Source organism: Mucilaginibacter sp. (genome assembly GCF_028288185.1).
In the GTDB taxonomy this organism is placed as follows: domain Bacteria; phylum Bacteroidota; class Bacteroidia; order Sphingobacteriales; family Sphingobacteriaceae; genus Mucilaginibacter.
On the sequence record NZ_JAQBOF010000035.1, the window covers coordinates 24,162 to 50,827 of the forward strand.

Annotated in this window: 29 protein-coding genes; 15 read left to right on the plus strand and 14 right to left on the minus strand. The window is 40.0% G+C overall.

Going from position 1 to position 26,666, the window contains the following annotated elements; genetic code table 11:
- Positions 1–41: 41 nt before the first annotated feature.
- From JWQ34_RS14975 to JWQ34_RS14990, 4 genes are read right to left on the minus strand one after another with little or no spacing between them, the layout of a single operon-like run.
- Positions 42–449, minus strand: a complete 408-nt coding sequence (locus JWQ34_RS14975) for a hypothetical protein (protein WP_299358444.1) — start codon at positions 447–449, stop codon at positions 42–44.
- An 8-nt stretch (positions 450–457) separates the two neighbouring features.
- Entirely contained in the window at positions 458–787 is a 330-nt protein-coding gene (gldC, locus tag JWQ34_RS14980) for a gliding motility protein GldC (RefSeq protein WP_299358446.1), read from the minus strand.
- A gap of 6 nt (positions 788–793) precedes the next feature.
- Positions 794–1,060 carry a hypothetical protein gene (locus tag JWQ34_RS14985; protein ID WP_299358448.1) on the minus strand — a complete coding sequence of 89 codons (267 nt, stop codon included), beginning with the start codon at positions 1,058–1,060 and terminating at the stop codon, positions 794–796.
- Positions 1,061–1,078: 18 nt separating this feature from the next.
- Positions 1,079–2,422 (minus strand): DEAD/DEAH box helicase, encoded by a 1,344-nt coding sequence (locus tag JWQ34_RS14990; protein WP_299358450.1) that lies wholly within the window; start codon positions 2,420–2,422, stop codon positions 1,079–1,081.
- Positions 2,423–2,522: 100 nt separating this feature from the next.
- On the opposite strand from JWQ34_RS14990, the gene JWQ34_RS14995 reads away from it, so the two are divergent.
- Together JWQ34_RS14995 and JWQ34_RS15000 are read left to right on the plus strand one after the other, a co-directional pair.
- Entirely contained in the window at positions 2,523–3,107 is a 585-nt protein-coding gene (locus tag JWQ34_RS14995; protein ID WP_299358452.1) for an NUDIX hydrolase, read from the plus strand.
- 29 nt (positions 3,108–3,136) lie between these two features.
- Positions 3,137–4,471, plus strand: coding sequence for a dihydroorotase (locus JWQ34_RS15000; protein WP_299358454.1), 1,335 nt, complete (start codon positions 3,137–3,139; stop codon positions 4,469–4,471).
- Positions 4,472–4,583: 112 nt separating this feature from the next.
- Here JWQ34_RS15000 and JWQ34_RS15005 read toward each other — a convergent pair whose 3' ends face one another.
- Both JWQ34_RS15005 and JWQ34_RS15010 read right to left on the minus strand, forming a co-directional pair.
- Entirely contained in the window at positions 4,584–5,021 is a 438-nt protein-coding gene (locus JWQ34_RS15005; protein WP_299358456.1) for an SRPBCC family protein, read from the minus strand.
- A 114-nt stretch (positions 5,022–5,135) separates the two neighbouring features.
- Positions 5,136–6,095, minus strand: a complete 960-nt coding sequence (locus JWQ34_RS15010; RefSeq protein ID WP_299358458.1) for a YafY family protein — start codon at positions 6,093–6,095, stop codon at positions 5,136–5,138.
- A 49-nt stretch (positions 6,096–6,144) separates the two neighbouring features.
- On the opposite strand from JWQ34_RS15010, the gene JWQ34_RS15015 reads away from it, so the two are divergent.
- The 3 genes from JWQ34_RS15015 to JWQ34_RS15025 all read left to right on the plus strand — a co-directional run bounded on the left by JWQ34_RS15015 (position 6,145) and on the right by JWQ34_RS15025 (position 8,432).
- Entirely contained in the window at positions 6,145–6,558 is a 414-nt protein-coding gene (locus JWQ34_RS15015; RefSeq protein ID WP_299358460.1) for a DUF2007 domain-containing protein, read from the plus strand.
- A 62-nt stretch (positions 6,559–6,620) separates the two neighbouring features.
- Positions 6,621–7,634, plus strand: a complete 1,014-nt coding sequence (locus tag JWQ34_RS15020) for a N(4)-(beta-N-acetylglucosaminyl)-L-asparaginase (RefSeq protein ID WP_299358462.1) — start codon at positions 6,621–6,623, stop codon at positions 7,632–7,634.
- A gap of 51 nt (positions 7,635–7,685) precedes the next feature.
- Positions 7,686–8,432, plus strand: a complete 747-nt coding sequence (locus JWQ34_RS15025; RefSeq protein WP_299358464.1) for a copper homeostasis protein CutC — start codon at positions 7,686–7,688, stop codon at positions 8,430–8,432.
- A 38-nt stretch (positions 8,433–8,470) separates the two neighbouring features.
- Here the strand turns inward: JWQ34_RS15025 and JWQ34_RS15030 are convergent, their stop codons facing one another.
- Entirely contained in the window at positions 8,471–11,278 is a 2,808-nt protein-coding gene (locus JWQ34_RS15030; RefSeq protein ID WP_299358466.1) for a hypothetical protein, read from the minus strand.
- Positions 11,279–11,382: 104 nt separating this feature from the next.
- Between JWQ34_RS15030 and hscA the strand changes: the two genes are divergently transcribed.
- On the plus strand, positions 11,383–13,239 hold the full coding sequence (hscA, locus tag JWQ34_RS15035; protein ID WP_299358468.1) for a Fe-S protein assembly chaperone HscA: 1,857 nt from the start codon (positions 11,383–11,385) through the stop codon (positions 13,237–13,239).
- A gap of 104 nt (positions 13,240–13,343) precedes the next feature.
- On the opposite strand, the gene JWQ34_RS15040 is transcribed toward hscA, so the two are convergent.
- Positions 13,344–14,051 carry a DNA alkylation repair protein gene (locus JWQ34_RS15040; protein WP_299358470.1) on the minus strand — a complete coding sequence of 236 codons (708 nt, stop codon included), beginning with the start codon at positions 14,049–14,051 and terminating at the stop codon, positions 13,344–13,346.
- Between the two features lie 117 nt (positions 14,052–14,168).
- Here JWQ34_RS15040 and JWQ34_RS15045 point away from each other — a divergent pair, with 117 nt between their 5' ends.
- Positions 14,169–14,708: a DUF4251 domain-containing protein gene (locus JWQ34_RS15045; RefSeq protein ID WP_299358472.1), complete on the plus strand. Its 540-nt coding sequence runs from the start codon at positions 14,169–14,171 to the stop codon at positions 14,706–14,708.
- Positions 14,709–14,749: 41 nt separating this feature from the next.
- Here JWQ34_RS15045 and JWQ34_RS15050 read toward each other — a convergent pair whose 3' ends face one another.
- On the minus strand, positions 14,750–15,037 hold the full coding sequence (locus tag JWQ34_RS15050; RefSeq protein ID WP_299358473.1) for a hypothetical protein: 288 nt from the start codon (positions 15,035–15,037) through the stop codon (positions 14,750–14,752).
- Between the two features lie 113 nt (positions 15,038–15,150).
- On the opposite strand from JWQ34_RS15050, the gene JWQ34_RS15055 reads away from it, so the two are divergent.
- Both JWQ34_RS15055 and JWQ34_RS15060 read left to right on the plus strand, forming a co-directional pair.
- Positions 15,151–16,305 (plus strand): hypothetical protein, encoded by a 1,155-nt coding sequence (locus JWQ34_RS15055; RefSeq protein WP_299358475.1) that lies wholly within the window; start codon positions 15,151–15,153, stop codon positions 16,303–16,305.
- Between the two features lie 36 nt (positions 16,306–16,341).
- Positions 16,342–16,671 (plus strand): YnfA family protein, encoded by a 330-nt coding sequence (locus tag JWQ34_RS15060; protein ID WP_299358477.1) that lies wholly within the window; start codon positions 16,342–16,344, stop codon positions 16,669–16,671.
- Here the strand turns inward: JWQ34_RS15060 and JWQ34_RS15065 are convergent, their stop codons facing one another.
- A complete protein-coding gene (locus tag JWQ34_RS15065; RefSeq protein WP_299358479.1) occupies positions 16,672–17,256 on the minus strand; it encodes a riboflavin synthase in 585 nt (194 codons plus the stop codon).
- Between the two features lie 78 nt (positions 17,257–17,334).
- On the opposite strand from JWQ34_RS15065, the gene JWQ34_RS15070 reads away from it, so the two are divergent.
- Both JWQ34_RS15070 and JWQ34_RS15075 read left to right on the plus strand, forming a co-directional pair.
- Positions 17,335–17,802 carry an NUDIX domain-containing protein gene (locus JWQ34_RS15070; protein ID WP_299358482.1) on the plus strand — a complete coding sequence of 156 codons (468 nt, stop codon included), beginning with the start codon at positions 17,335–17,337 and terminating at the stop codon, positions 17,800–17,802.
- A 31-nt stretch (positions 17,803–17,833) separates the two neighbouring features.
- A complete protein-coding gene (locus JWQ34_RS15075) occupies positions 17,834–18,949 on the plus strand; it encodes a DUF563 domain-containing protein (protein WP_299358484.1) in 1,116 nt (371 codons plus the stop codon).
- 28 nt (positions 18,950–18,977) lie between these two features.
- On the opposite strand, the gene accC is transcribed toward JWQ34_RS15075, so the two are convergent.
- The 3 genes from accC to JWQ34_RS15090 form a co-directional block, all read right to left on the minus strand.
- Entirely contained in the window at positions 18,978–20,450 is a 1,473-nt protein-coding gene (accC, locus tag JWQ34_RS15080; protein ID WP_299358486.1) for an acetyl-CoA carboxylase biotin carboxylase subunit, read from the minus strand.
- A gap of 95 nt (positions 20,451–20,545) precedes the next feature.
- Positions 20,546–21,085 (minus strand): c-type cytochrome, encoded by a 540-nt coding sequence (locus tag JWQ34_RS15085; RefSeq protein ID WP_299358488.1) that lies wholly within the window; start codon positions 21,083–21,085, stop codon positions 20,546–20,548.
- A 76-nt stretch (positions 21,086–21,161) separates the two neighbouring features.
- A complete protein-coding gene (locus JWQ34_RS15090; RefSeq protein ID WP_299358490.1) occupies positions 21,162–22,004 on the minus strand; it encodes an SDR family oxidoreductase in 843 nt (280 codons plus the stop codon).
- Positions 22,005–22,106: 102 nt separating this feature from the next.
- Here JWQ34_RS15090 and JWQ34_RS15095 point away from each other — a divergent pair, with 102 nt between their 5' ends.
- The 4 genes from JWQ34_RS15095 (at position 22,107) to JWQ34_RS15110 (ending at position 25,194) form a co-directional block, all read left to right on the plus strand.
- Complete coding sequence (locus JWQ34_RS15095; protein ID WP_299358492.1) at positions 22,107–22,469, plus strand: BlaI/MecI/CopY family transcriptional regulator; 363 nt, start codon at positions 22,107–22,109, stop codon at positions 22,467–22,469.
- A 6-nt stretch (positions 22,470–22,475) separates the two neighbouring features.
- The gene (locus JWQ34_RS15100; protein WP_299358494.1) at positions 22,476–24,134 is read left to right on the plus strand and encodes a M56 family metallopeptidase; all 1,659 of its coding nucleotides are present in this window, start codon (positions 22,476–22,478) and stop codon (positions 24,132–24,134) included.
- A gap of 186 nt (positions 24,135–24,320) precedes the next feature.
- Positions 24,321–24,653: a hypothetical protein gene (locus JWQ34_RS15105; RefSeq protein WP_299358496.1), complete on the plus strand. Its 333-nt coding sequence runs from the start codon at positions 24,321–24,323 to the stop codon at positions 24,651–24,653.
- Between the two features lie 154 nt (positions 24,654–24,807).
- Positions 24,808–25,194 carry a hypothetical protein gene (locus JWQ34_RS15110; protein WP_299358498.1) on the plus strand — a complete coding sequence of 129 codons (387 nt, stop codon included), beginning with the start codon at positions 24,808–24,810 and terminating at the stop codon, positions 25,192–25,194.
- Between the two features lie 115 nt (positions 25,195–25,309).
- Here JWQ34_RS15110 and JWQ34_RS15115 read toward each other — a convergent pair whose 3' ends face one another.
- A complete protein-coding gene (locus JWQ34_RS15115; protein WP_299358500.1) occupies positions 25,310–26,395 on the minus strand; it encodes a DNA topoisomerase IB in 1,086 nt (361 codons plus the stop codon).
- Positions 26,396–26,666: the final 271 nt, after the last annotated feature.

The following is a 26,666-nucleotide window of genomic DNA, read 5'->3' on the forward strand; positions in this document are numbered from 1 at the left end:
AGTTGTATTTAATATTTGTAAAGCGTTTATAAAATATACAACTACCTGGAATATTTTGATGGTTTAAGTATCGACCCTGCTAACGAAACAACCGGCCCTGCGAATAGCAAATACCATCCCCATTTAAATTTGATCTGGCTGGCTAAAAATCCGGCGAAAGATTTAAATGGAATAAAGCTAAAGCTGGTATGTACTTTCATATAAGCCGCTACAAACAATAGCAGCACTAATATTAAGGAGATCCATGCGGTAAGGCGCACTAATTTTATGCGATTTAATATCACTCCTAGAATACCTATCACCGATATTAACAGTATCACCATCCCGTAAGGGCGGTTTAGATCATACACATCCATATTAAATAAATGGAACGGACGCAACAACGGGCACCATGTACCGGCCATTAATAATACAAAACCTATAAATGATATAAATGATGGTAACCTCATGGCAATTACTATTTAGATATTTCCATTTTTTCGGCAAAGTGCGCGCAGTAATCACGCAGATCTTCTATGATGTTGGTTTCGCCGGTTGCGCGTAAAAAGCTGTCGCCCATGGTCATAAGGGTTTGATAGAAAAACACCTTCATTTCGTCAACAGGCATATCTTTTGTCCAAAGGTCAATACGCAGAGCATTTTTATAATTCTGATCCCATAGCGCCAACATAATTGATTTTACAGGCACGGCTTCTGTATTGGCTGAGTCGGTTGATTCCCATAAGATATTTTCGGGAACATTATTATCATCAAGTTCTACGGTAACTTTAATTTCGGCAGTTTTCATTAATAATTATTTAACAAGTAAAAATATAATAGTTGCCAAAGTTATAAAGCTTAGCTCAATCAGCCACAATTTTTTAAGCTCGGGGAAGAAATTACGAAACATTATATCCATAAATGACACTACAAAGGCAAACAGTAAAAATATAAGGCTTATAGCCCCACCCAAATGCGGAAATGTCATGCCGGTAACTGCAGCACCGTTTATCCAAATGTAAACGGATAGTATTAAAAAAAACGCGGTGGCAAAGTTTAAAGGGGTTATTCTGATCTTCATTGTGATATTAATTATCAGCTATTTCTTTCTAAAATTCTTTGGCTTACCTTTTTTAGGCGGCCCGGACGATCCGTTTTTTTTTGCTTTTTCGGCATCAAACTTTTTGCGCTGGTTCATTGTTTTCTTTTCGTGGAAGGCTCCTTTAAAATCCGGGTCTTCTTTCCGTTTTTGCAGATCTATCTCGCGATTTTGATCCTGGCGTTCCTCGTAAGGTGTTTCTTCAATAAAAACTTCGGCTGGAATAGGCTCAACCGGAATAGTTTGTTTGATTAGCTTTTGAATTTTACCTACATAATACTCTTCAGTCGGATTACAAAACGTTATAGCAACACCCGATTGCAGGGCCCTGCCGGTACGGCCGATACGGTGTACATAATCTTCAAAAACAACCGGCACATCAAAGTTAATAACATGGCTCACATCGCTCACATCGATACCGCGCGACGCCACATCAGTTGCTACCAATATCTTAACCTCATCGTTCTTAAACGCGTTCATGGAGTTAATGCGGGTGTTTTGCCCTTTGTTGGCATGCAGCACCCTCACCTGGCCCTCGCCATATTTACGCAATAAAAATTTATATACATCCTCTGCAACGGTACGTGTTTTACAGAAAACCATCAGCTTGGTAATATCGCCCTCATCTTTTAACAATTCGCGCAGCAGGTTGATCTTGGTTTTCATGTTTGGCACATGATACAGTTTTTGTGTGACTGTTTCGGCCGGTGTAGCTTGTGGACTAACCTCGATAACCGTTGGAAATTCAAGAAAATTACCTGATAACTCCTGGATCTTATCAGACATCGTAGCCGAAAACAGCAGGTTTTGGCGTTTAACAGGCACAACTTCCAATATCCGGTTTATCTGGGGCATAAAGCCCATGTCCATCATTTTGTCGGCTTCATCTAACACTAAAACCTGTAAAGTTTTGGTAACAATGTGGCCGGCCAGATAAATATCCATGAAACGTCCCGGCGTGGCTACAATAATGTCAACGCCTTTATTTATTATTTCAATTTGAGTTTTTGGGCCAAGGCCTCCGTAAACAGAAACGATACGCAGGTCAGTGTATTTAGAATAAGCTTTAACGTTCTCTTCTATCTGCATAGCCAGCTCACGTGTTGGGGCTATTATCAATGCCCGGGCATGGTCGCCTTGAGCATATTTAAGGCGCATAATAATGGGCAATACATAGGCTGCGGTTTTACCTGTGCCTGTTTGCGCTATGCCCATTACATCCTGACCATTCAATATCGGGGGGATAGCTTTTTGCTGTACAGGCGTAGCCTCGGTATAACCGGCATCAGCAATAGCATTTAAAATTTGCCGGTTAAATTTAAGATCCTCGAAAGTTACTGCCATGCCGCAAAGATAAGGTTTATAGTCGGGAAGTCCGAAAGACGGAAAGTCACGAAGACAAAAAGGTTTGATTGCCTGATTTTAATAATCTATTTTTAGCCCCATGCAGGCAGATAAAGAAATACAAAAATGGACGCTGATTAACGAGCAAGATGTATCCCCTAGTCCGTGGTTTCCGGTGCTTAAACATACCGTTAAGCTGGCTAATGGAAGTATTATTGATGATTATTATTTTTCCCCATTAGGCGATGTGGTGCAAGTGCTTGCCATCACCAAAAACAACGAAGTGGTGCTGGTAAAACAATACAAGCATGCGCTAGGCGAAATTTTATTGGAACTGCCCGGCGGTATGCAGCAAAAAAACAAGTCGGTTATTCAGTCAGCATTAAATGAGTTAGAAGAAGAAACCGGCATCAAAGCCACTGCCGGCCAGTTAATATCATTAGGAAAAATCGCCAACAACCCCACCAAACTAAAACAAGTTACCTACGGTTTTATACTTTTTAATGCCGAGTTTAACACGGTACAAAAACTGGATGCTACCGAGGATATACAAGTGTTAACAGTGCCTGCACCCGAAGTATTAAAAATGGCTATCAACAACGAAATATACGTAACCGACTCTCTAAATTTTATATTGAAAGCCGCCTTAGCTTATCCGGATATTTTTGAGTTAACTAGCCGGTAACTATTGCCGCGCATTTGTATATTTGCTCTATGTCAACTATCCTGATCAAAGCCGCCACCGTTGTAAACGAAAACCAGCAATACATTGCTGATATTTTAGTAAAGGATGGCTTGATCGATAAGATAGCATCGAATATTGATGTAACTGCTGATAAAGTGATCAATGCGGAAGGCTTGCATCTTTTACCTGGCGCTATTGACGACCAGGTACATTTTCGCGAGCCGGGGTTAACGCATAAAGCTAATATTCATTCAGAATCACGCGCGGCTGTGGCGGGTGGCATTACTTCTTTTATGGAGATGCCTAATACAGTACCTAATGCCTTAACTCAGCAATTACTCGAAGATAAATATGCCATAGCTGCTAATAATTCATTAGCTAACTACTCCTTCTTTATGGGTGCCTCTAACAATAATTTAGATGAGGTTTTACGTACCGATATTAAAAATGTTTGCGGCATTAAAGTTTTTATGGGATCATCAACCGGGAATATGCTGGTGGATAACCCGGCTACGCTGGAGCAATTGTTCGCGCAATCGCCTATGCTAATCGCTACACATTGTGAGGATGAGGCTACCATACAAAGTAATTTGGCCCATTACAAACAATTAATGGGAGACAATATCCCCGTTAGGCTACACCCTAAAATACGCAGCGAAGAGGCTTGTTATTTGTCATCATCTATGGCTGTCGCCTTAGCTAAAAAGCATAATACACGTTTGCATATCCTGCATATATCAACAGAAAAAGAAACGCATTTATTTGATAATAAAACACCATTAAAAGACAAACGGATAACTGCCGAGGCTTGTGTACATCATCTATGGTTCAGTAATAAAGATTATGAAACTAAGGGCAACCTGATTAAATGGAACCCTGCGATAAAAACAGAAAATGACCGTGATGGTATTTTAGCGGCAGTTTTAGATGGCCGTATTGATGTTATAGCTACCGACCACGCCCCGCATACTATAGAAGAAAAAGCACTACCCTATTTACAGGCACCATCTGGCGGGCCATTGGTACAACACGCTTTACCGGCTATGCTTGAACTATACCACCACGGTAAAATAACACTAGAACAAATAGCCGAGAAAATGGCGCACAATGTGGCTATTTGCTTCGAGATGGAAAAACGCGGCTTTATCCGTGAAGGCTATTTTGCCGATTTGGTGTTGGTTGACCTGCACAAACCATGGCAGGTAAATAAAGATAACATCCTATACAAATGCAAATGGAGCCCGTTTGAAGGGACAACTTTCCGGTCAGCTATTAAACATACCATTGTATCAGGTAATTTGGCATGGAGCGATGGGAAGTTTGTTAGTGAGGTTGCAGGAAAGCGGTTGAGTTTTGTGAGATAAAAACGCTATTGTCATTGCGAGCGTAGCGTAGCAATCGCAAGCAGAAAAGCGTAGGTCATGCACAATTCGCGATTGCCACGCTCGTTCCTCACTTGCAATGACAAAGGGAATTTTACTTCACCTCCCCATCCTCAATCATTTTTTTCATCGCGCCAAAAATATACTGCCAATTTTGTTCTGAATGTTCTTTGGCAGCTTCATCTTTAATATTTTCCTGGCCAACCTCTAAAGTAGTTATGCCATCTTTTTCTATAAGGTTATAGCTAACATTCTGGTAGTTTTCGGGCTTGTCTTCCGTTCCGCCCATACTGCTCCAATAACTATATTTAATATAAGTTCCCGGTGTTATTTCCAATATCTTTCCATGATCTTCGTAGGTTTTACCTTCCCACTCACCGCTCCATATAATATCGCTGCCCGCTTTCCAGTCTGATTGTACATTGGTACCAAAAAAGTATTGTTTTACAATTGCCGGGTCTGTTAATGCTTTCCAAACCAACGCAGCAGGTGCGTTAACAGTAATAGTTGTTTTTAAAGTGATGCTTGTCATGATGATTTGCTTTAAGTTTAAAATTAACAGATAGTAATTCTATCTGTTTGCAAATAAAACAGGTGCTAATGACAACCCTATGTCAGTAGGTTTAAAATAATTGGGCGGCGACTATTAATACGTTATATCAGTAAAATTCCGCTGCAATAACTTCTCTGCCAACTCCTTCACCCTATCTTTTAAACTATCAGGCGTTATTATCTCCGCTTTTTCGCCGTACATCATATACCAGCGGGCAAAACCTTCGAGCGAATTGGTTAAGAAAGTCATCTCCACATTATCGCCTATTTGCTTTTCGGATATAAAGCCGCTATAATATTTCTGATTCTCCAAATGCGAATGAATACTTTTATCAACCAATATAACTACGGCATCCACTTCCCTGTCTTTTATGGTTTGGGTTATATAATCTTTCAATGATGGGTGTTCTTCGGTAAAATGCTCTTCAGTTACCGTCAGGTTTTTTATGCGATCGGTCCTGAAATCGCGATAGGCGTTTCTTAATCGGCAATAAGCTATTAAATGCCAGTATCCGCTCATAAAAAAAATACCTATAGGCTCTACATATCTTTTGGTATGTTCCTGGCTATGTTGGGCAAAATAGTTAAGCGCCAATACTTTTTTTTGCGATATGCTATGTAGTATAGTTTGGATATGATCGTTGTTAGCCGTCTCTGGCATGTTCATCGTTTTTAATACCTCTATCCTATTATCCATACCCTCCAACAAATCCTTTTCGGTAGTTTTTAATATAGCCCGCACCTTATACATAGCCGATTTATAGTGCGCCATAGTAGATGTATCGGTTAGCTTCTCTACAAATTTTTCGGCAGTTAAAAACGCGGTGGCTTCTTCTTTGGTGAACATTACTGGCGGCAAGCGGTAACCATCCATTATAGAATAACCAACCCCTGCTTCGCCAATTAAAGGTATACCGGCTTCTTCCAGGGTTTTCACATCGCGGTAAACGGTACGCAGGCTAATATTAAAACGTTCTGCAATATCAGCAGCTTTTACTATCCTGCGCGATTGTAATTGTATTAAAATGGCTGATATACGATCGATCCGATTCATTATCGCAAATTAAAAAAAACAAACTACATTTGATCAACATTACCTTATTATGGAAGACAAAATTGTAACTCTTGAAGCTTATTACGACCCTATGCTGGCCGAAATTATACTTGGTCGATTAGAAGCCAACGGTATACCTTGTTTTTTAGCAGATGAAAATACCTTAGCTGCAAATCCATTTTATAACCAGGCAATAGGTGGTGTTAAAATAAAAGTATTTGAACACGATCTTGAAAAATGCAGAGCAATACTGGCCGAAAAAGTTGTCCCACAATCCGTTGATGAAGAATTGATCAGTTGCCCCAACTGTCAGTCAACAAACGTAAGTTATGGGCCTGCTCCCATTAAAAAAAACTGGTTCAGCATACTTATATCATTTCTTTTATCTACTTATCCGGTACATCTTCATCGTATATGGACCTGCGCCGATTGCGGTACTAATTTTGATCAGCCTGCAAGCTAACAACCTCAACTATTGTAATTATAGGGATAGATAATTACAGGACTTATTTTTTATATTGCATAATGTACAACCGCCGAAAGTTCATCAAGCTATCATCTATAACCGCTTCATTAACAGCGTTATCCGCATCATCAATTGCATCTGTTTTAAAAACCGAGGCGGCAAATCATCCTATTGTAATATCAACCTGGGATTTTGGCGTTGCCGCCAATAAAGAAGCCTGGAAAATATTATCGAAAGGCGGGCGTTCGCTTGATGCCGTTGAGGCCGGTGCCAAAATACCTGAAGCTGATTTAAAGAATCATAGTGTAGGCAGAGCCGGTTACCCGGACCGCGATGGCCATGTTACTTTAGACGCCTGCATTATGGACGAGCAAGGCAATTGCGGCGCTGTAGCGGGAATGGAAGATATAGCTCACCCTATATCGGTAGCGCGGTTGGTAATGGAAAAAACCCCACACGTTTTATTGGTTGGCGATGGTGCCCGGCAATTCGCTATTGAACAAGGTTTTAAAGCAGAAAAGCTATTAACCCCCGAATCAGAAATAGCCTGGAAAAAATGGCTGGTAAAGCACGAGTATAAACCTATAATGAATAGCGAGAACCAAATGCCGGGCGGTAAATACAATCATGATACTATTGGTATGCTGGCTATTGATGCCAAAGGCAACATATCCGGCGCTTGTACTACCAGCGGGATGGCATGGAAAATGCATGGCCGGGTGGGCGACAGCCCGATCATTGGCGCTGGCCTATATGTAGATAATGAGGTAGGCGGCGCAACATCAACCGGTGTAGGCGAAGAAGTGATACGCAATGTAGGCAGCTTTTTAGTGGTCGAATTGATGCGACACGGATATTCTCCGCAGGACGCTTGTAAAGAAGCCTGCAGGCGCATTATTAAAAAGAAACCCGATACTGTTAAGGAAATACAGGTTGGCTTTTTAGCGATCAACAAAAAAGGAGAATATGGAGCATACGCCTTACATAAAGGATTCACCTTCGCGGTATGCGATGCAAAGAAGCAGGATTTGATTATCCCCGGCAAATATTTTTATGAGACTGTAAAGGATTAAACTATTACCAATAGTTTATATTTACGTAATAATTAATCCCCTGGCTAATTTATGATCTCTTTAGAGGTTTGTGCAAATTCAATTACTTCGGCTTTGGCGGCACAGGAAGGGGGCGCTATACGGGTTGAACTATGCGATAACTTATACGCAGGCGGCACCACACCATCACCCGGTCAAATAACTACGGCACGCAAACTGCTCCACATTAAATTATATGTATTGATACGCCCCCGCGGCAGTGATTTTTTATATACCGACATTGAATTTGACACCATGGTTGCCGATGTGAAATATTGCATTGAAGCAGGTTGTGATGGTATTGTAACAGGTATGCTTAACGCTGATGGCACGGTAGATAAAGAACGCTGCTCACAATTGGTACAGTTAGCCAAACAGGCCGGCCTGGGCGTTACCTTTCATCGCGCATTTGATATGTGCGCAGACCAATTCAACGCCCTTGAAGATATTATTGGAGTTGGTTTTGAGCGGATACTTACTTCGGGTGGTAAAAGTACGGCTATGGAAGGAGCGCGGGCAATTACAGAATTGGTTAAAAAAGCTAAAGGACGCATATCAATTATGGCAGGCAGTGGTATAACTGAAATAAACGCAGCAGACCTTATTATGATAACCGGCGTAAAGGAAATACACGGTACGTTAGTAGCTCCGGTTAAAAGTAAAATGCAATATAAAAACGACTATATTGTTATGGGCAGCACTTATGGCGATGAATATGGCTATGAAGCAACCAGTGCAGAGCGTGTAAAAAATCTCCTGAAAAAAGTTAACGAGAAGTAATAATAGCAAGTGTATTCACTCAATCACTCATTCACTCATTAAAAAAAGCTAACCGGCAATACCAATTCAATCACATGGGGTCCTACGGCACCAAAAAGATCCTGATCCAGCAAATAACTATATCGTACACCAAAAGTTAAAGGTTGCTGATTAAACCATTTGGTGTCAAAATACAACGTTGCGCCCGCAGATCGGAAATTGCTTTTATATAAAGTTTTGTTGGTCAGAAAAAAACTGCCTTGTGTATAATCAAAAAAAGCATCGCCACGTATCCGTAAAAAATAAACGGTGTTTGCTATACCCGCATCCAGGTATGCTATAGGGAAATGATAATCAACCCCAATTTTATTCATAGTATACAAATTCTCGGCGGTATAGCCCCGACTAAACGGAAAGTTATTAGAGAAGCTAATTACATTGTCCGCGCCTTTTTCCTGGTGGGCACCACTAATAATAAGGTTATGGTTACTAAATAATCCGGGGAGATATAATGCCCCTGTTGCCAGCAATTGGCTGGCGCTTATATTAGTAATAGCTGTTTTGTAATTAAGGGTAAGGCTTTCGCCAAAGCGTGGGTAAATATTTTGCTTTGCCTGCTGTACATGGCTGGCAAATGATATGGTATTGTTTACATACATATAGGCCTGGTTTAATATGCTTTGCAAGCCACTAAACATTGTACGGCTATAATGTAATGAAGAGCTGATACTTAACCCGGTTAATTGTTTACCACTGCTTAAATTAAAAGGCAGTTGCAAACCGCCGTGTATATCGCTTTCGTTCCAATAAATTTTTGTGGTTTTATATAAGGCTCGTCTATCCAGCGTATAATCAAACCCTGCTGATATATATGGGAACCACGCACCATATACCGCGTCAACGCCGATCTCTTTATAGCCTTCATCCCGGTTATAGTTAAACAACAATTGCGATTGCAGGGTATTCAACACATTCTCCCCTTCTAATGTAACTGTGTAGTTAGGGTCGCTAAAATCGGGTATCAGGCTATGGAAATTTAATAAATGGTAGCCTTTATTATATTTAGTAACCGGCATTGGTTTATTAGGCACCCCTGCCAATAAATTGGTTGACGAATCTCTTTTTAGAGCAGACACATTAAAATCAGGCAAACCAACGGGGATGCTATTATCAGGCAATGCGGTCCATTGAGCGGCATTATTATTAGCTTGTTTAAGTTGGTACCCAAACGCCGTAAACTCTACCCAGGCCAGCTTATTTGCTGTTGCAGCAGGTTGATACCTGTTTATACCTGTATTATCAATGGCATACAGTTTACCGTTGGTTGCATTAACCGCAAATAATCGGTCATTCATCCCGGTAGTTGCCGAGAAATAGATCATATCGCCCTGCACTGCCGGGAAAGCAACCGGCTGGTACGAAAACGGTAATAAGTATTTAGAATTACCTGTTTTAATATCAATAATGGCCAGGCTCATTTTACCTTCAGTATTACGCACTGCCGATACCAGTTTATCATCACCATAAAATTTAGGGTACGTATAAAACAGGTTTTCTTTATTTGGTATAGCCGATATTAATTTACCATCAGCCGTATTTAATATGTACAGCTGATTAGTGCCTGATGGGTTAACCTGTACGGCTACTATGCTACTGCCATTATTACTAAATGATGGTGAAAAGTATTTAGTATGTTCGGTAAGCCGTTGCTCTTCGCCGGTATTGATATCTAAAAGCTGTAGTTCGCTATAATCCCTATACCCCCAGCGCACATCAGGGTGTAAGGCCGCGTAAATAATTTTGCCATTGCTGTAGGCAAAATAATTATCTAACGATAAAGACCTGGTACTTATCTTCTTCTCCTTACCGTTAGTGTTGATGGTAAATTGAGCCAACTTATTATAAGTGCTTTTCATGTAGATAATGGTATTATCATCCACATAAACCGGGTATTCCTGGTTGGCAACAAAATGCTTGCCTTTATTAGTTGTCACCTCATCAGTTTTATACTGTTGCTTAAAATAAGCAAACCCGCTATTCCTAAAATCCGAAAAATTTTCGCCCGAATATTTTTTTATCGCTTTTTGCATTGGGTAAAACAGCCCGTTAAATGATGCCGCATCATGCGTTACTTTTTTCCAGAAATCGTCACCATATTTTTCGCGGCCATAAGCTACCATCATATATCCCATCGGGTACCAATCGGGTATATAATCAATTAACGACCCGTTACGCAGCTTCATCCAGCTATAATCTTTATGAGCATCCCATAATGCGCGGTACCCGTTAAAAAAATAAGGTAACCTTCCCCTGCCCTGTTGGCTTACATGAGTTTCGTTAAAAACAGCATCACCCTCAAAAAACCAATTGGGTACAGCCAGGTCATTAGCTAATGATTGCCCACCGTCACCAAAAACCACGCGTAATGCCTTTGACAAGCCTACATTAAAATTATTGTACTGCTGCACATGCCTAAACTCATGTATAGCCAGTTGATCCGTCCACGGCAGGCTGCCTATTTCAAAACTATTTTGATCGGGAGTTAAATAAAATTCGCTTCTAAAGGGGGCCAAACCCACATAAGCGTTTGATATGGTTGTTTGATTTTGCAGCAATATACTAACCGGCTTTTGTTTATAGCCGATGGTCGGTTGTATAGCGCCATTCATTCGTTGCACAATTTCTGCAACTCTTGATGCTACCGAATCCATCCCGGCAGGGAATATAACTTTAGCTACCGGTGTATTTACTTGTTTCCATTTTATAGATGGTGGATTACCTCCAAATTGCTGCGCGTTTGCAGAAATTACGGAGGTAAAAATTAACAATACTAATACTATTCTCAGGGGAGGTTTATTTTTTAGCATAAATGTGAAATTAAGAAATTTCAATCAAATAAGTCAATTCACAATATAATGACATACCGTGAGGTAAAACTAGCTACATTTGCGCAATTGTTACATAATACATAATGGCTAAAGTTTCTATCAATCTGGCAACAGGTTCTATACAAAAAGAAGAAATAATTGTAGGTATTGATCTGGGTACTACCAACTCGTTGGTGGCTTTTATTAATCCTGATAAAAACGCGCAGGTAATTAATGATACTGGTAAAGGTGTTTTAGTACCTTCCATTGTGCATTTTGGCCAAACCGGTGATGTTGTTGTAGGTAATGATGCCAAAGACTTTTTAATTACCGACCCGCAAAACACCATATTCTCTGTAAAAAGATTATTGGGCCGCAGTTATAAAGATATTGAGAACTATAAAGACTTTTTTAGTTACAAAGTTATTGACGATGACAGCGAGAGCCTGGTTAAAATAAAGGTAGGCGATAAATTTTATACGCCGATTGAGTTATCCGGCTTAATATTAAAAGAGTTAAAAGCACGTGCCGAACACGCCTTAAAAACTCCAATTAACCGTGCGGTAATAACCGTTCCGGCTTATTTTAATGATTCGCAGCGCCAGGCAACCCGCGATGCCGGTAAACTGGCAGGGTTGGATGTTTTACGTATTGTAAACGAACCTACAGCAGCTAGCCTGGCTTATGGCATAGGCTTAAATCCCGAAGAAACAAAAACTATTGCAGTTTACGATCTGGGCGGTGGTACGTTTGATGTATCTATCCTGCAAATACAGAACGGGATATTCGAAGTGCTATCAACCAATGGCGATACCTTTTTAGGCGGCGATGATTTCGACCGTGCTATTGTTGATTACTGGATAGAGAAAAATCAACTTAACCGGGCTGATCTGATAGCAAACCACGAGCTAGCGCAGGAACTGCGATTAAAAGCAGAAGAAGCCAAGAAAGCATTTAGCCATCAAAGTTTATTTAATGAAAAGGTTGGTGATATATGGTGCACCCTTGACCGCGATACTTTTGAGCAACTGATATTAGTTAAAGTACAGCAAACTATTACCGCTTGCGAAAATGCTTTGAGAGATGCCAAACTAACTATCCATCAGATTGATGAAGTGGTTATGGTAGGTGGCTCAACACGCACCGCGTTAGTTAAAAAAATGGTGGCCGACTTTTTTAAACGCCCCTTACATGACGAAGTTAACCCGGACGAAGTAGTAGCTTTAGGTGCCGCTATCCAGGCTGATATTTTAGCCGGTAATCGTAAAGATATTTTGTTGCTTGACGTTACCCCGCTATCATTAGGTATTGAAACTATGGGTGGATTGATGGATGTGATCATCCCCCGAAACTCTAAAATACCAACCAAGGCAGGCCGGCAATATACTACATCAAAGGACGGGCAGGTAAACATGAAGATCGCCGTTTACCAGGGCGAGCGCGATCTGATAAAAGAAAATCGTAAACTGGCCGAGTTTGAACTGAAAGGCATACCATCTATGCCTGCTGGTTTCCCTAAAGTGGATATTAATTTTTTGCTGAATGCTGATGGTATCTTAAAAATACAGGCTATCGAGCTAAGATCAGGCGTTAAACAGGAAGTGGAAGTTAAACCAACCTACGGTATTACGGACGACCAGGTAGAGCAAATGCTGATGGACAGCATCACCCACGCCAAAGACGATGTGAGTCAGCGTATGCTGATTGAAGCCCGTACCGAAGGCGAGCAAATGGTTTATACGGTAGAGCGTTTTATACAGAAAAACGGCAGCTTTTTATCCGCAGAAGAACTAAGTACAACAGAAAAATATATTGTCGACCTGAAAGCTGTGTTAGCAAGCGGCGACAAAGATGCCATACATAAACAAATTGACGAGCTAAATGAATTTACCCGCCCCTTTGCCGAGCGCCTAATGGATCATGCTATTAATCATGCCATGAAGGGGAAGAGTATAGAGTAGTAACTAACCAAAATGTCATTTCGAGCGATAGCGAGAAATCTTATACAACATGCAAGGCTTATAAGATTTCTCTCTCGTACCTCGTTCGAAATGACATGGTTAATTTAACACTTCACCGTCTTTTTCTTTTTCTCTAAACTGCCTCTGGCCTTAGCTTTCTCAATGTACTCCACGGCTGCCGGAGTTTTGCAGGCAGTGCCTTCTTTAATTACTGTTACCGGGCCAATATTATTTGCAACAGTTATTGCATAATCAGTTAAAGAGGCCACATAGGCTCCAACACTTATTATAAAATTATTCATGGTTCCGCGTACACGGTTTGGTGATGAGTGAATAGTCTTTTCAACGCGGTTTAGTAAAGACTTCAGGGAATCCATATCTAATTCGCTATCCGGTTTTAATGATGCAAGGCTGCCCAATGTTGCCCAGCCAGCCACGGCTATATACTCCTCTGGGCTTTCAATCCACTCTAATGCCAGCTCATATCCATAATTTCCTTCGGCAGCTACCCATGGTACAGTATTCCCGCTAATATTGTCAGACAAGGCCCCTTTGGCCCAGGTTTGCAGGTCGGCTTTGGTCATTTTTGCATCATCGGCAATAAGTCCGGCTAGGTATTGTGCATCGGCATTGCCGGTAACATAAAGATCTTTAGCAAGCTGGTAATCCTTTTTTATTTTTTTCTGGATGGTTTTTAAATGCTCAACTTTTACCCCGAAGAACGGTTCTTTAACACCGTGCTTAATTAAAATATTTTTAATGCCTTCGTTACCATGAGCTTGCAGGTCGGCCATTATTTCGTTTACAGTCATGACGTTTTTACAGTTAACTTATTTCTAATAAAAATAATAATAAATTTTAAAACAGATAGTTAGCTGTATTTGTAATTATATAATCGGTTCATTTTGTTAACGCTCACATCTAAAAAAATGAAACACTTATTATTGCTGATATTTACCATGGTAAGCATCGATATCACTTATGCACAAGATCAGCCAAAACCCTTTTCGGCCACAGATATCAAAAAAATGGCCGATGAGAAGAAATTTCGGTTTAATGCTAAAACTGCTGTATTACCTGTAGATGCCGACCGTGCCGGCGCGTCAGTTAGTTCTGAAGCTACTCAGGATAACCATAAGACACTGAGTACAGCATATTCCGCCTCGATGACACCGGACTCCGTATCATCATATCTGCCCTACTTTGACAAAAGCACAACAAAGGCGGAAGGAACCACCAATAGTACGACAACGATTCTAGAGGACCCTAGCAAATTTTCGACTACCGCTTATGATTACGATGTAAAACAAAAGAAAGACGGCAAGGTTACCATAACCATAAAGCCTAAAGACGGCAGCAAGGTTACCAAATATGTTTTTGATTTGAAGCCTGACGGAACCGCCAAGCTTGAGCTAACCATCGAAAATTATAAAATCATAACCTACAACGGTTTCTTTACCACTTTATAACAAAAAAGAGGCGATCTCAAAATGATCAGCCTCTTTTTTTATTATGCTTTCAGCGCTTCCTGTTCCTTCAGCGCAGTTATGTTATTTTTATTACTGAAGGTATCTGTTTGGCTGGCAAAGTCTTCCAGCAACCCCGCAATAGTGTCCAGGTTGTCTGATACGCGTTGATGCATATCAGGTAGTTCCTTTTCTAATTTTTTATCGCCAAGCTCCATATTATCAACTTCAATTTTAGTCAGTTTTGTTATGATAGCCTGCTGGCTGTTTTTCAAATCTTCTAGTTCATGGACAATCTTTTCCATCAGTCCAAATTTCTTTAAGGTATCCATAGTGTATTTTCTTTAGTTAATATATGTTAATGTTTATGTATAAATAACAACCCACTCATGCCCTTTTTGTTTGATTATTTGCATTTATCATTTATAACTAATACTTTAGTTTAATGAAACCTTTACTCTTCTCGGTCTTTTTTTCAATAGCAGTAATTAATATTTGCCATGCACAACAAGCACGAAAAGCGGATGATGCTTTGTTATTAGAATATTATCAAAACCAGCGCTTCGCCGATGCCCTAACCTATTTAAAAGGTATTTATACAGAGCCGGTAACAGATACAAAGGAATTATCCCGACTAGCCTATACCTCGGCAATGGCGCACCTATTGCCGGATGCCGAGGGTTTTTATCAGCGGGTATATGATAAGGATTCTACTAACTTAACTGTGCTATATAATTTGGCCAGTATAAATCAGCGCAGGGGAAACAATAATAAAGCCGAGGTTTATTTTAAAAAGCTGGTAGCGTTAGATACTACTAATTTTGAAGCCTATAACCGCCTTGCACAAATAAATCGTGATAAAAGTGGTGGTATAAAAAATGAGATCTTTTATTTTGAAAAGGCTAACAAGCTAAACCCGATTGATGCTGATGTAGCATTTGATCTGAGTGAGGCCTATATGCTGGATGATCAATCGCCTAAAGCCGAAAAAGTATTAGCTATCGCGATAGCTGCTGATCCTTCAAATATTATTTTGCAGCAAGCTTTACTTCGATTAAATTATATTGAAAGCAAATGGCGCGAAACGGTGAAAACCGGCGAGCAATTATTGTTACTGGGCGATAGCACAACATCAACCATATCAAAATTGGGCAGGGCTTATTATCAAATTAAAAACTACACTTGTGGTATAGCAATACTAACTAAAATACCGGAGCCAAATCAAACAGAGATCACTGCCTATTTTACCGCGGCTTGTTATAAAATGTTAAAGGACCAGCAACAAGCCATAACTTATTTTAAGAAAGCTATTACTTTAAGTATTTCGCCAAGTACAGGTACCTATTATAATGAAATGGCCGATAGTTACGAAACGCTAAAGCAGTTTATAAAAGCAAAAACCAATTATCAAAAAGCGCTATTGTATGATGATAAGCCTTTAACTTATTATTATTTGGCTACTATGTTTGATGCGGAATTAAAAGATAAAAAAAGCGCGCTTAAATATTATAAAAAATATATCGCAGGCAAACCAGACAAAAAACAAGAAACCTATATAAATTACAGCATCGCCCGGATAGCAGCGCTGGGTGGAAAATAAAAGCATTATTGCTATATTAGGCTAATAACTTATTCTATGGCAATACTTAGATCACTCTTCCTGTTTATGCTGGCCGGCTTATGCGAAATTGGTGGCGGCTACCTGATATGGCTCTGGCTTAAAGAAGAAAAACCTTTATGGTACGGTTTAGTTGGTGGCTTAATATTAGTAGCTTATGGCGTGGTAGCCACCTGGCAAACCGCAAATTTCGGTCGCGTTTATGCGGCGTATGGCGGTATATTTATCATTATGGCTTTGATATGGGCCTGGAAGATTGATGGTTTCAGACCGGATAAATATGATATTATTGGTGCGGTGATGGCTGTTGCGGGGGCTTGTATTATTATTTACATGCCGAGGAAATAATTAACGCTGCATTAACCTTGCAACATATTTACCAATAATATCAAATTCCAGGTTAACTACAGATCCTTCATTAACATTGTGGAGATTAGTATGCTCGAAAGTATAAGGTATAATGGCTACCGAAAAACTATTGGCTTGCGAATTAACTACCGTTAAACTAATCCCGTTAACACAAATAGATCCTTTTTCAACCGTAACATTACCTATAGATGCGTCATATTCAAAGGTATATTCCCAGCTACCGTCTAACGCTTTAAAGGCGGTACAAACAGCGGTCTGATCCACATGGCCCTGTACGATGTGGCCATCCAACCGTGCGTTCATTTGCATGCAACGTTCCAGGTTAACCGGCTCGCCAGTTTTTAAATGGCCCAGGCTGGTTTTGTTCAACGTTTCTTCAATAGCCGTAACGGTGTGTTTACCATCGGCTACTGCAACTACGGTAAGGCATACGCCGTTATGCGCAACCGATTGATCTATCCTTAACTCGTTTGATATAACCGACTCGACTGTGATATGTAAATTACCCTGATCTGTACGCAGATCTGTTATTTTGCCTAAAGTTTCTATGATGCCTGTAAACATATTCACCCCCAGCGCCCTAAAAGGGGAGCTTTTTGAAAAGCAAAACTAATTATATTAATTTAGGTTTATCTAACAGCTATGAATATCTCTAAACAAAGCGCCGGAATTTTACTGTATCGCAACATAAATAACTATCTCGAAGTTTTTTTGGTACATCCGGGTGGGCCGTTCTTTAAAAATAAAGATGAGGGTGCATGGTCTATACCTAAAGGGGAATACCTGGAGGATGAGGACCCTTTAATTGCCGCAAAGCGTGAGTTTTTTGAGGAAACAGGTATGCAGATTATTGACGGCGATTTTATTAAATTACAACCTGTTAAATTAAAAAGCGGTAAGGTTGTATCGGCCTGGGCAGTTGAAGGCGATATTGATGCTGAGAATATCCAAAGCAATGTATTTGAAATGGAATGGCCGCCGCGCACGGGAAAGATGGCCAGATTCGCTGAAGTTGATCGTGCCGCATGGTTTGAAGCGGAGGTCGCTAAGATAAAGATCAATCCGGCACAAGTGGCATTAATTGATGAGTTAGAATCGGTTGTGTTATAAGGCATAATATTGCTATTATTGTAGTAGCGCCATGAAAAAGATCAAAGCCTTATTATATAGTCAGGCCAAGCAAGCCATTCCTCTTTTAGCTAAATTTTTTGGTGCAAATTTATTAGATAAGCAGGCTACGTTAGCGAAACTAAAAGCTTATCAGATCTTCATTAAAAACGGCGAAGAAATAATCATCCCATCAGCCGGGGTAATCAGCACTGAAGCTCCTGTAAATTTTAATAATAATGAGCCTGTTATAACATCAACAGTAGCTGTTTACAACATTCATGGTACTAATAAGGTAAAGATATTTCCCTACGGTGGCGTGAAGCTTAACCGCGACGTTTTAGACATGGATTTTGGCTCGGCGCTGTTTGTAAAGACCTTGCTAAAGGCTGATAAGCGCACACCTTTAAAGTGCGATGTGTGCATCGTGCTATGGTCGCACGAGTGGGGTAATGGTTATTATGATTATACCTATTTTATCTTCGCTAAAATACTGCGGATAAAAGCTGTAATGAGCGATGCAGAGTTTAAGCAGGCAAAAATAGTTTACCCCTTGGTGAATACCGCTTTCGAAAAAGAACTAATGACCTATGCAGGCGTTAATGCAGAACAACTAGTTGACAGCAGGAAATACAACGTAACTGCCGATAGCTATTACCTGGCCAATAATGATAGCTGGTATTTCCATAACAAGCACGACTTGTTGGTATTAAAAGATAAGCTAGCATCAGTAAAAACACCTGTTGTTACCGGCGAACGTATATACATCCAAAGAAAAGGCAGAAGAAAACTAATCAATGAGGTTGATGTAATAAATCTGTTGAAGGAATACGGCTTTACCATAATTGAAGACGCGCCCAGAACTGTAGCCGAACAAATAGCCATATATCATACCGCCAAAGTGATAATTGGCCCGCACGGTGCATCATATACCAATATAATAAATTGCAAAGCCGGGACTGTCCTTATTGAACTTTTCCCTAATAACTATTACCCTGACTATTTTAGATACCTGGCTACAGTTTGTGAATTAAAATATTTTGCAATTTTCCAGCAGGACATACAGGAATCACATTACAGAAATCTTAATGAGGATATGACTATCGACCCTGTAAAAATTAAAAAATTACTGGATCAAATCTTAACATAGAAACGCGATGCATTGCGTCTCTACCCGGTTATTTGCGATTTTTAACCCAATTAGATGGGATATTAGCAGCTTCTTCAACCGTGCTTTTGGTAGCGCTTAGTAATTGTTCCATTACCAAGGCTGCAATTAAAGCCTCTTCTTCATTACCGGTTTGCAGTACTTCTGGCGTAAAATATTTCTTTACAAAGTGGGTATCAAAATTGCCAGATGTAAATGCCTCATGCTGCATTACAAACCTGCCGAAACCCAATGTGGTAGTAATACCAGTTATTTGGTATTCATTAATAGCGCGTAACAGGCGCTCTATAGCCTCTGTCCTGTCTTTACCATAGGCAATCAATTTGGCTATCATAGGGTCGTAGTAGATGGGGATTTCCATGCCTTGCTCAAAGCCATCATCAACCCGTATGCCCGGGCCTTTTGGGGTAATATAGGTTTGCAGTGTACCAATATCCGGCAGGAAATTATTGGCAGGATCTTCGGCATAAACACGCAGCTCAATCGCATGGCCGTTTATTTTAAGGTCATCTTGTTTAAAACTGATAGCCTCTCCCCTTGCAATTTGTATTTGTTCTTTTACCAGGTCAATGCCGGTTATTAATTCGGTTACGGGGTGCTCAACCTGCAAACGGGTATTCATTTCTAAAAAATAGAAATTGAGCTGATCGTCCATGATAAACTCTACCGTACCAGCGCCGGTATAGTTAACAGATCTTGCCACATCAACGGCGCATTTACCCATAGCCACGCGTATCTGCGGAGTTAATATAGATGACGGTGCTTCTTCAATAACCTTTTGATGCCGGCGTTGTACAGAGCAATCGCGCTCAAATAAATGTACTATGTTGCCATGCGTATCGCCCAGCACCTGTATCTCAATGTGTTTAGGCGATGATACATATCGCTCAATAAAAACAGAACCATCACCAAAAGCTGATGTTGCTTCTGATACGGCCAACTGCATTTGCTCTTCAAAATCAGCAACCGTATCAACAATGCGCATACCCTTACCACCACCACCGGCAGCCGCTTTTATCAGGATAGGGAAACCCACTTCAACCGCGCGTTGCTTTGCTTCATTAATATCAGTAATAGCTTCTTCTGTACCCGGCACCATGGGGATATTATATCTCATGGCGGCGGCTTTGGCCGACAGCTTATTACCCATTATCTCCATAGCCTCCGGCGATGGGCCTATTAGTATTAATCCGGCATCGCGCACCTGGCGCGCAAAGGCGGCATTCTCGCTTAAAAAACCATAGCCGGGGTGTATGCCCTGGGCACCTGTTTGTTTGCAGGCATCAATTATTTTATCACCAACCAGGTATGATTGATTAGACGGTGCTTCGCCAATATAAACGGCTTCATCGGCATAGCGTACGTGCAGGGCATCCCTATCAGCAGCCGAATAAACCGCCACCGTTTTAATACCCATTTCGCGCGCCGAGCGCATTACCCTTAAAGCGATCTCGCCCCTATTGGCGATCAATATTTTTTGCATACCTAACAAATGTAGCAGATTTGTTTAAATGACAATAACATAAAAGCCTCCTGATTTTTCATCAGAAGGCTTTCATTATTTCTTTATTTATAGGACTAGCGACCACCGCCGCCACCTTGTGGCCTTGGCTGGCCACCCGGACCACCTGTACCCGGTGCGCCAGGCGCACCCATTCCGGGGCCGCCCGGACCACCACCGCCACGTTTTGGCCAGGTTGCAGCTTCTAAATGCGCTACACCACGGTGGCAGGTATAGCAATTTACGCTACCTAATTTTGCTACGCCGATAGAATCTTTATCGCCTGATTTAAAATACTTTTTATTGATCTTGGTTGCCATTAAATACATTTCGCGGGCCATTTTCTTTTCTGGTTTGGCATCGCTGGCAAAATCCATCTTTTTGGTTTCGTCATTTCGGGCATGGCAAAAATTACATTTTACACCTAATGATGAAGCCCACTGACCCATTATTTTATCAAGGTCTTTATGAGAGATATGTTTAGGCAATACTTTTAAGTTAACTGCTTTTTCATCATCTTCTTTAGGGGTTTGTTGTTGTATCAAGGTCATTGATGCCAGGAGTATCACTCCTGAAAGCAAACATATCGGGATTAATAGTTTTTTATTGAAACGCATATTTGTCATGTTTAAGTCATCTAAAATAGAGGATTCTTTTGAATGTTCCAACAATTATTTTACTGTATTATGATTATTACACTATAAATTTCTTGGTTAGTTCTTCACTCAATTCCCATAACTGGTTACGTGCATTTACATAGTTGGCAACAGGGGCTGTTTTGGTTACTTTCCTTTTATAAAAATACAAGCCATTTTTTGTTTCCAGCTTTGGCGCGGTAGCCAGGTAAATTGATGTTTCGGCACCTTTTTCGGGCGCGATCATAAATGGTGTTGCTAACGAGAAAAACACCTTTAAAAACCCTTTCAGTTTGGAGTTAAAATTGGTCTTCACAATACCGGGATGCAGGGCGTATGCGGTAACACCTTTATCGCCATATTTTTCTGCTATTGATTTAGTAAAATAGATATTGAATAATTTACTATTGCCATAAGCTTTCATGGCCGAATATTTTTCGGGGTTTTGCAGACTGTCAAAATCAGGCTTACCCATTTTATGCATGTCAGAGCTTACGTTAATTATGCGTGCGTGGCCCTTCTCCAGCAAAGGCATCAAGCTGGTGGTTAATAAAAAATGCCCCAAATGATTTAAAGCGAAGGTCATTTCGAAACCGTCCTTACTTAATATAAAATCATTAAACATGCCGCCTGCGTTGTTTATAAGTATGTTGATATTAAATAGCTTCTCTTTTAATTGATTGGCGGCAGCGGCAACACTAGCCAGATCAGATAGATCGCAGTTGATAATATTGATGTTCTTATTGCCGGTTTCAATAATGATCCGCTTTTTAAGCTCCTCGCCTTTTGGCACATTGCGCACTAATAAATATAGCGCGTGGCCCTTTTTTGCCAATTCAAAAGCTGTTGCCTCGCCAATGCCCGATGTGGCACCGGTTATTACAGTAGTAGTTATTGCCATGTTGTTAAAGTATGTTAAAGTTAGGGACATACCAAAGATGTTACAAAAATAAATTTGTATAATTACGAACAAGTCGTAGATTTACGATACGACCGTAACAAAATGGAAAAATTATCAGTACAAGAAGAAGAAGCAATGCAAGCGGTATGGCAATGCGGCGAGGGTTTTATAAAAGATTTTTTAGAAGTAATAGTTGAGCCAAAACCACCGTACACCACGTTAGCATCAACCATAAAAAATCTGGAGCGTAAAGAGTTTGTAACTAGCGAAAAGGTTGCTAATTCGTTCCGTTATAAAGCGGCTATTAAAGAGGAAGAATATAAAAAGCGCTTTATGAATGGTTTTGTGAGCGATTACTTTGAAAACTCTTATAAAGACCTGGTTACCTTTTTCGCGAAGGATAAAAAGATAAGCGCCAGCGAGTTAAAAGAGATCATTAAAATGATTGAGAACCCTAAATCATAAAAAGCCATGCCTGCATTATTTGTCTTCCTGCTTAAAGTAAACATAGCGTTGATAATTTTTTGTTTAGGCTATTATCTGGTTTTGCGCAATCTTACCTTTTATACATTAAACAGGTTTTACCTGGGACTTGCTATAATTTTTTCGTCAGTTTATCCGTTTATCAACCTTAATAATTTTTTACAACGGCATCAGCAGTTAGTTATACCGGTACATAGGGTTGTAATAAACTGGAGGGGCCCTGCCGAGCAATTTATACAACAACCCGGCTATTGGTATTGGGCCACCCTATTATTTTGGATAGGTGCAATCGTATTTGCCGCGCGATTATTAATACAGCTATTCTCATTATACAAACTCTATAAAAATTCAAAACCGGCAACTATACAAGATCATGATGTTAGGTTGACCGATGCTGATATCAGCCCGTTTTCCTTCTGGCAAAGTATTTATATTAACCCGAAAAACTTAGACCCCAACGACCTGAAAAGCGTTTTACAACATGAGCAGGTACACGTTAAAGAATGGCATACGCTGGATATTTTATTGGCCGAAATAAGTGTGATATTCTATTGGTTTAATCCCGGTGTTTGGTTGATGAAAAAAGCGGTGCGGGAGAATGTTGAGTTTATTACCGATCGTAAAATATTACAAAAAGGCATTGATAGTAAAATCTATCAATACAGCTTATTAAATGTAAGCGTTGCAGCCACAACACCATCAGGCATTACCAATCATTTTAATTTCTCGACACTTAAAAAGCGCATTAAAATGATGAACGCTAAAAGATCATCAAACGTAAATCTTACGCGCTATGCACTGTTAGTGCCTGTTGTATTAATATGCCTGTTTACCTTTAGCGTAACAAAAGCCGGCTTTGTTAAAAAAAGCCAACATGCTTATAAAATTATAACGGCTTCGGTACATCATCTGGTAGATATTACAAAACCTAAGAGCACCAGCGTTCCTGAAAAACTTGCAAAAAAAGCTATCTCTGCTAATGCTGTAAAAGAAATGGTGATGGAGTTTCATAAAGATACACTTGTCCGCAAAAACTTTACGTTTAATGCTTTCAGGCTTCCTGGCGAAGACTCATTAACTTATTTTATTAATGGCGAAAAAGTCACCCATGCCGACTTTAAAAAACTGCAGCCTGCTGATCTGGAAACCATACAGGTAGTTGACAGTTATGGCGGCAGTGCGAACTCGAAAAAGATAATATCGATACTTAAAGGAAATTCGCATGGTGATTTAAGCGCGCCAGATAGCGGAACTGCAAAGCACATGGAATTTGTAATGATAAGAAAGTTGAACGACTCGACCAACGCCTACATCCGTGGAAGTAAAACCGATACTATTAAACGTATAAGAGTAAAATTTCTTCATGGCCCACTCACTTCGGGAGATATTAAAATCACCCATGCGGCATTAATGGGCGGTAACGGCGAAAAATATATATTTAAAACCAACGACCTAAACATTAACGAGCAGGCTAATTTACTTACCGTAATTGACGGTAAAACAATGGATGCTGATGATAAAGCCTGGAAAAAAATACCCCCTGCCGAAATAAAAACCGTAAATGTTAAAGACGGACCAGAAATGGTAAAGCAATATGGCGATAAAGCCAAAAACGGAGTAGTATTTATTACCACCAAGAAAAATTAATAGTTAATTGTAAAATCGGCTACCGACTTTTGGGGTGAGTATAAGTTGGTGAAGTAGCCGGTAAAAACAAAGTAGTAATAGACTATCCGAAGTTTGAACATCAACCCAAAAGATATATATTGATGCTGTAATCTGCAAAGCCCAAGTTGTGCTATATTTATCCCAACCAAAAACCTAATAACCGCCATGAACAAACCAACATTACTGTTAGTTGCAATTATTTACTTATCAGCAGTAAACGCAAAAGCGCAAACAGAGTTGTTAAACAAATTTGTAGTTAAAGTGAATTCATTTAAAAGCATAAGTTATATCTCTGTAACTAAAAATGAGGCGCCATGGGGCGATAACAATGAAGTTGTGCAAACTTATCAGGGTAAAAGTGCCGCAGGGAAATTACAGTTTGAGTTAATTAGTGCCCGTGAAAAATCTGTTTTTGATGGCACTAACTTTTTGATGTTAAACCTGGAACGAAAATATTACCAGACTAAAGAAAATTACAGAGGCGAAGCCACGTCCTAAAAAGTACGAGAAAAGCGACTTAGCTATTAATGGCACGTTTGACGAGGCTATGAAAGTGTTTTTCATTAAGCCTAAAGAAGATAAAGAAAAACGAAACCTCTAAGTGAGGCTTTTTATTTATATTCACTTAAACTATGAGTACTTATACAGAATCATGAATCTAAAAACTAAGCGTGACGCAAATTTCATGAGTGGTGATGAAATTCTGTTAAATTTACAAGGGAAATGGAAATGCATAGATACTCCCTACTTTTTACTCCATGTCAAGGGAGATAATATTTCCGTAAATAATGAAAGTCCGCAAAAAATCATACTTGAAAAATTTGGTTCGGGTTGGAGTTTTTATTTAGATGTATTTATTCCGGATATTGAAAACCCAATTCTGTCGCTTAAAATAGAAAGGATTAGTATGGAAGCATTTGATAACTTATTTTTCGGAACAAAAAAATTTACCTTTTCAACTATTTATCCTACAAATGCTAAAACTTTTAAGGATATGGATATTCACGACAATGCTCTTTTTAGGTTCGAATTAATATAGCATTTTAAACATGACTTTAACTCCTTTGTCCCAACTTGTATATCGTTACCATAGTTAATTATAATGAGATTTACGAAGTTTTAGAAACTTCGTAAATCTGTCAAGTATGTAAACTTCAACTCGCTTCCGCCAATTTCTCTTTATCCAATATTTCCAACAATGCTTTTTCGGCAACATTTAATTCAGTTGCTTTAACTTCTTTGTCCTCATCCAATTCTTTAATATAATTAAACAAGCGGCCCTCTTCATAACTTTTAATTACGGCAGGATGCACGTAATATTTTTTACAAACTGTACGTGTATTACCCAGGTTAATGGCAACTTCGTCTAACACACTTACTATCTTCTTTTTACATTCGGTTATGGTGTCAAATTCGCCTGCTTCTTTAAAAGCATATAAAGCGCCCACGCTGCCTGCCCATGTCCTGAAATCTTTGGCGGTAAAATCTTCGCCGGTAATATCTTTCAAATAAGTATTAATATCACCCGACCCTATAGGACAGCGTTTACCCTCCTCATTATAAAACTGGAACAATTCCTTCCCCGGTATATCACGGCATTGCTTTACCAGTTTAGCCAGTTTACGGCTTTGCAATGCAACTTTGTGAAACACTCCCTTCTTACCCTTAAACTCAAACTTTAAACTTGTCCCCTCTATCTTAACATGTCTGTCCTGCAAAGTGGTTAAACCGAATGATCCGTATAGTTTTTTATAAGATTCGTTCCCTACCCTAATGCTGGTTAACTCCATTAAACGCACAACCAAAGCCACAACTTTTTCATGATCCAGCTTTCGGCGCAACAGATCTTTATCCACCTGCTCGCGTATACCCGGTAAATGGCTTGCAAAAGTTTGTAGTCGATAATATTTTGATTGGTTACGGATCTTGTTCCAGTCGGCATGATAACGATATTGTTTACGGCCTGCGGCATCGGTACCCGTAAATTGCAGGTGCCCATTATCATAAGGTGATATCCAGACATTGGTATAAGCGGGCGGGATAACCAGCTTGTTAAACCGATTGATCAACTCTTTGTTCTTAACCGCTTTCCCATCGGCATCAACATAGCTCCACCCTGTTCCAACTTTTTTGCGGGTATAGCCCGGGGTTGAATCTGCTGCATAACGCAAGCCCACCGCCTTCGCTGTTGTTTTAGGGTCGCGGCCTATTTTTTCGAGTTTTTTTACCAGTCTGTTCATTGGTATAGCAACGATTGTAAATAAAATAAGTTTGTAAAGCCCACCCTAAATCCCTCTCCTTTTGAGAGTAATAGCCCATCATTAGACAGTGCTTTGTTTTTGCAGAATATGTTCCCTCCCCACGGGAGGGGTGCGGCTGGCCGAGCGTTGGCAGGAAGGGTTTTACGCTTTTATGGCGTACAAACCCCTCCCTACACCCTCCCGTTGGGAGGGAATCGCACAGGCCCCATGCTTTATAAATGAGCTATGTCTTTTTATGCTATTACTCTTT

Coding starts and splice junctions, on each gene's coding strand:
- JWQ34_RS14975 (WP_299358444.1), bottom strand. CDS start 449: ATGAGGTTACCATCATTTATATCATTTATAGGTTTTGTATTATTAATG.
- gldC (WP_299358446.1), bottom strand. CDS start 787: ATGAAAACTGCCGAAATTAAAGTTACCGTAGAACTTGATGATAATAAT.
- JWQ34_RS14985 (WP_299358448.1), bottom strand. CDS start 1,060: ATGAAGATCAGAATAACCCCTTTAAACTTTGCCACCGCGTTTTTTTTA.
- JWQ34_RS14990 (WP_299358450.1), bottom strand. CDS start 2,422: ATGGCAGTAACTTTCGAGGATCTTAAATTTAACCGGCAAATTTTAAAT.
- JWQ34_RS14995 (WP_299358452.1), top strand. CDS start 2,523: ATGCAGGCAGATAAAGAAATACAAAAATGGACGCTGATTAACGAGCAA.
- JWQ34_RS15000 (WP_299358454.1), top strand. CDS start 3,137: ATGTCAACTATCCTGATCAAAGCCGCCACCGTTGTAAACGAAAACCAG.
- JWQ34_RS15005 (WP_299358456.1), bottom strand. CDS start 5,021: ATGACAAGCATCACTTTAAAAACAACTATTACTGTTAACGCACCTGCT.
- JWQ34_RS15010 (WP_299358458.1), bottom strand. CDS start 6,095: ATGAATCGGATCGATCGTATATCAGCCATTTTAATACAATTACAATCG.
- JWQ34_RS15015 (WP_299358460.1), top strand. CDS start 6,145: ATGGAAGACAAAATTGTAACTCTTGAAGCTTATTACGACCCTATGCTG.
- JWQ34_RS15020 (WP_299358462.1), top strand. CDS start 6,621: ATGTACAACCGCCGAAAGTTCATCAAGCTATCATCTATAACCGCTTCA.
- JWQ34_RS15025 (WP_299358464.1), top strand. CDS start 7,686: ATGATCTCTTTAGAGGTTTGTGCAAATTCAATTACTTCGGCTTTGGCG.
- JWQ34_RS15030 (WP_299358466.1), bottom strand. CDS start 11,278: ATGCTAAAAAATAAACCTCCCCTGAGAATAGTATTAGTATTGTTAATT.
- hscA (WP_299358468.1), top strand. CDS start 11,383: ATGGCTAAAGTTTCTATCAATCTGGCAACAGGTTCTATACAAAAAGAA.
- JWQ34_RS15040 (WP_299358470.1), bottom strand. CDS start 14,051: ATGACTGTAAACGAAATAATGGCCGACCTGCAAGCTCATGGTAACGAA.
- JWQ34_RS15045 (WP_299358472.1), top strand. CDS start 14,169: ATGAAACACTTATTATTGCTGATATTTACCATGGTAAGCATCGATATC.
- JWQ34_RS15050 (WP_299358473.1), bottom strand. CDS start 15,037: ATGGATACCTTAAAGAAATTTGGACTGATGGAAAAGATTGTCCATGAA.
- JWQ34_RS15055 (WP_299358475.1), top strand. CDS start 15,151: ATGAAACCTTTACTCTTCTCGGTCTTTTTTTCAATAGCAGTAATTAAT.
- JWQ34_RS15060 (WP_299358477.1), top strand. CDS start 16,342: ATGGCAATACTTAGATCACTCTTCCTGTTTATGCTGGCCGGCTTATGC.
- JWQ34_RS15065 (WP_299358479.1), bottom strand. CDS start 17,256: ATGTTTACAGGCATCATAGAAACTTTAGGCAAAATAACAGATCTGCGT.
- JWQ34_RS15070 (WP_299358482.1), top strand. CDS start 17,335: ATGAATATCTCTAAACAAAGCGCCGGAATTTTACTGTATCGCAACATA.
- JWQ34_RS15075 (WP_299358484.1), top strand. CDS start 17,834: ATGAAAAAGATCAAAGCCTTATTATATAGTCAGGCCAAGCAAGCCATT.
- accC (WP_299358486.1), bottom strand. CDS start 20,450: ATGCAAAAAATATTGATCGCCAATAGGGGCGAGATCGCTTTAAGGGTA.
- JWQ34_RS15085 (WP_299358488.1), bottom strand. CDS start 21,085: ATGCGTTTCAATAAAAAACTATTAATCCCGATATGTTTGCTTTCAGGA.
- JWQ34_RS15090 (WP_299358490.1), bottom strand. CDS start 22,004: ATGGCAATAACTACTACTGTAATAACCGGTGCCACATCGGGCATTGGC.
- JWQ34_RS15095 (WP_299358492.1), top strand. CDS start 22,107: ATGGAAAAATTATCAGTACAAGAAGAAGAAGCAATGCAAGCGGTATGG.
- JWQ34_RS15100 (WP_299358494.1), top strand. CDS start 22,476: ATGCCTGCATTATTTGTCTTCCTGCTTAAAGTAAACATAGCGTTGATA.
- JWQ34_RS15105 (WP_299358496.1), top strand. CDS start 24,321: ATGAACAAACCAACATTACTGTTAGTTGCAATTATTTACTTATCAGCA.
- JWQ34_RS15110 (WP_299358498.1), top strand. CDS start 24,808: ATGAATCTAAAAACTAAGCGTGACGCAAATTTCATGAGTGGTGATGAA.
- JWQ34_RS15115 (WP_299358500.1), bottom strand. CDS start 26,395: ATGAACAGACTGGTAAAAAAACTCGAAAAAATAGGCCGCGACCCTAAA.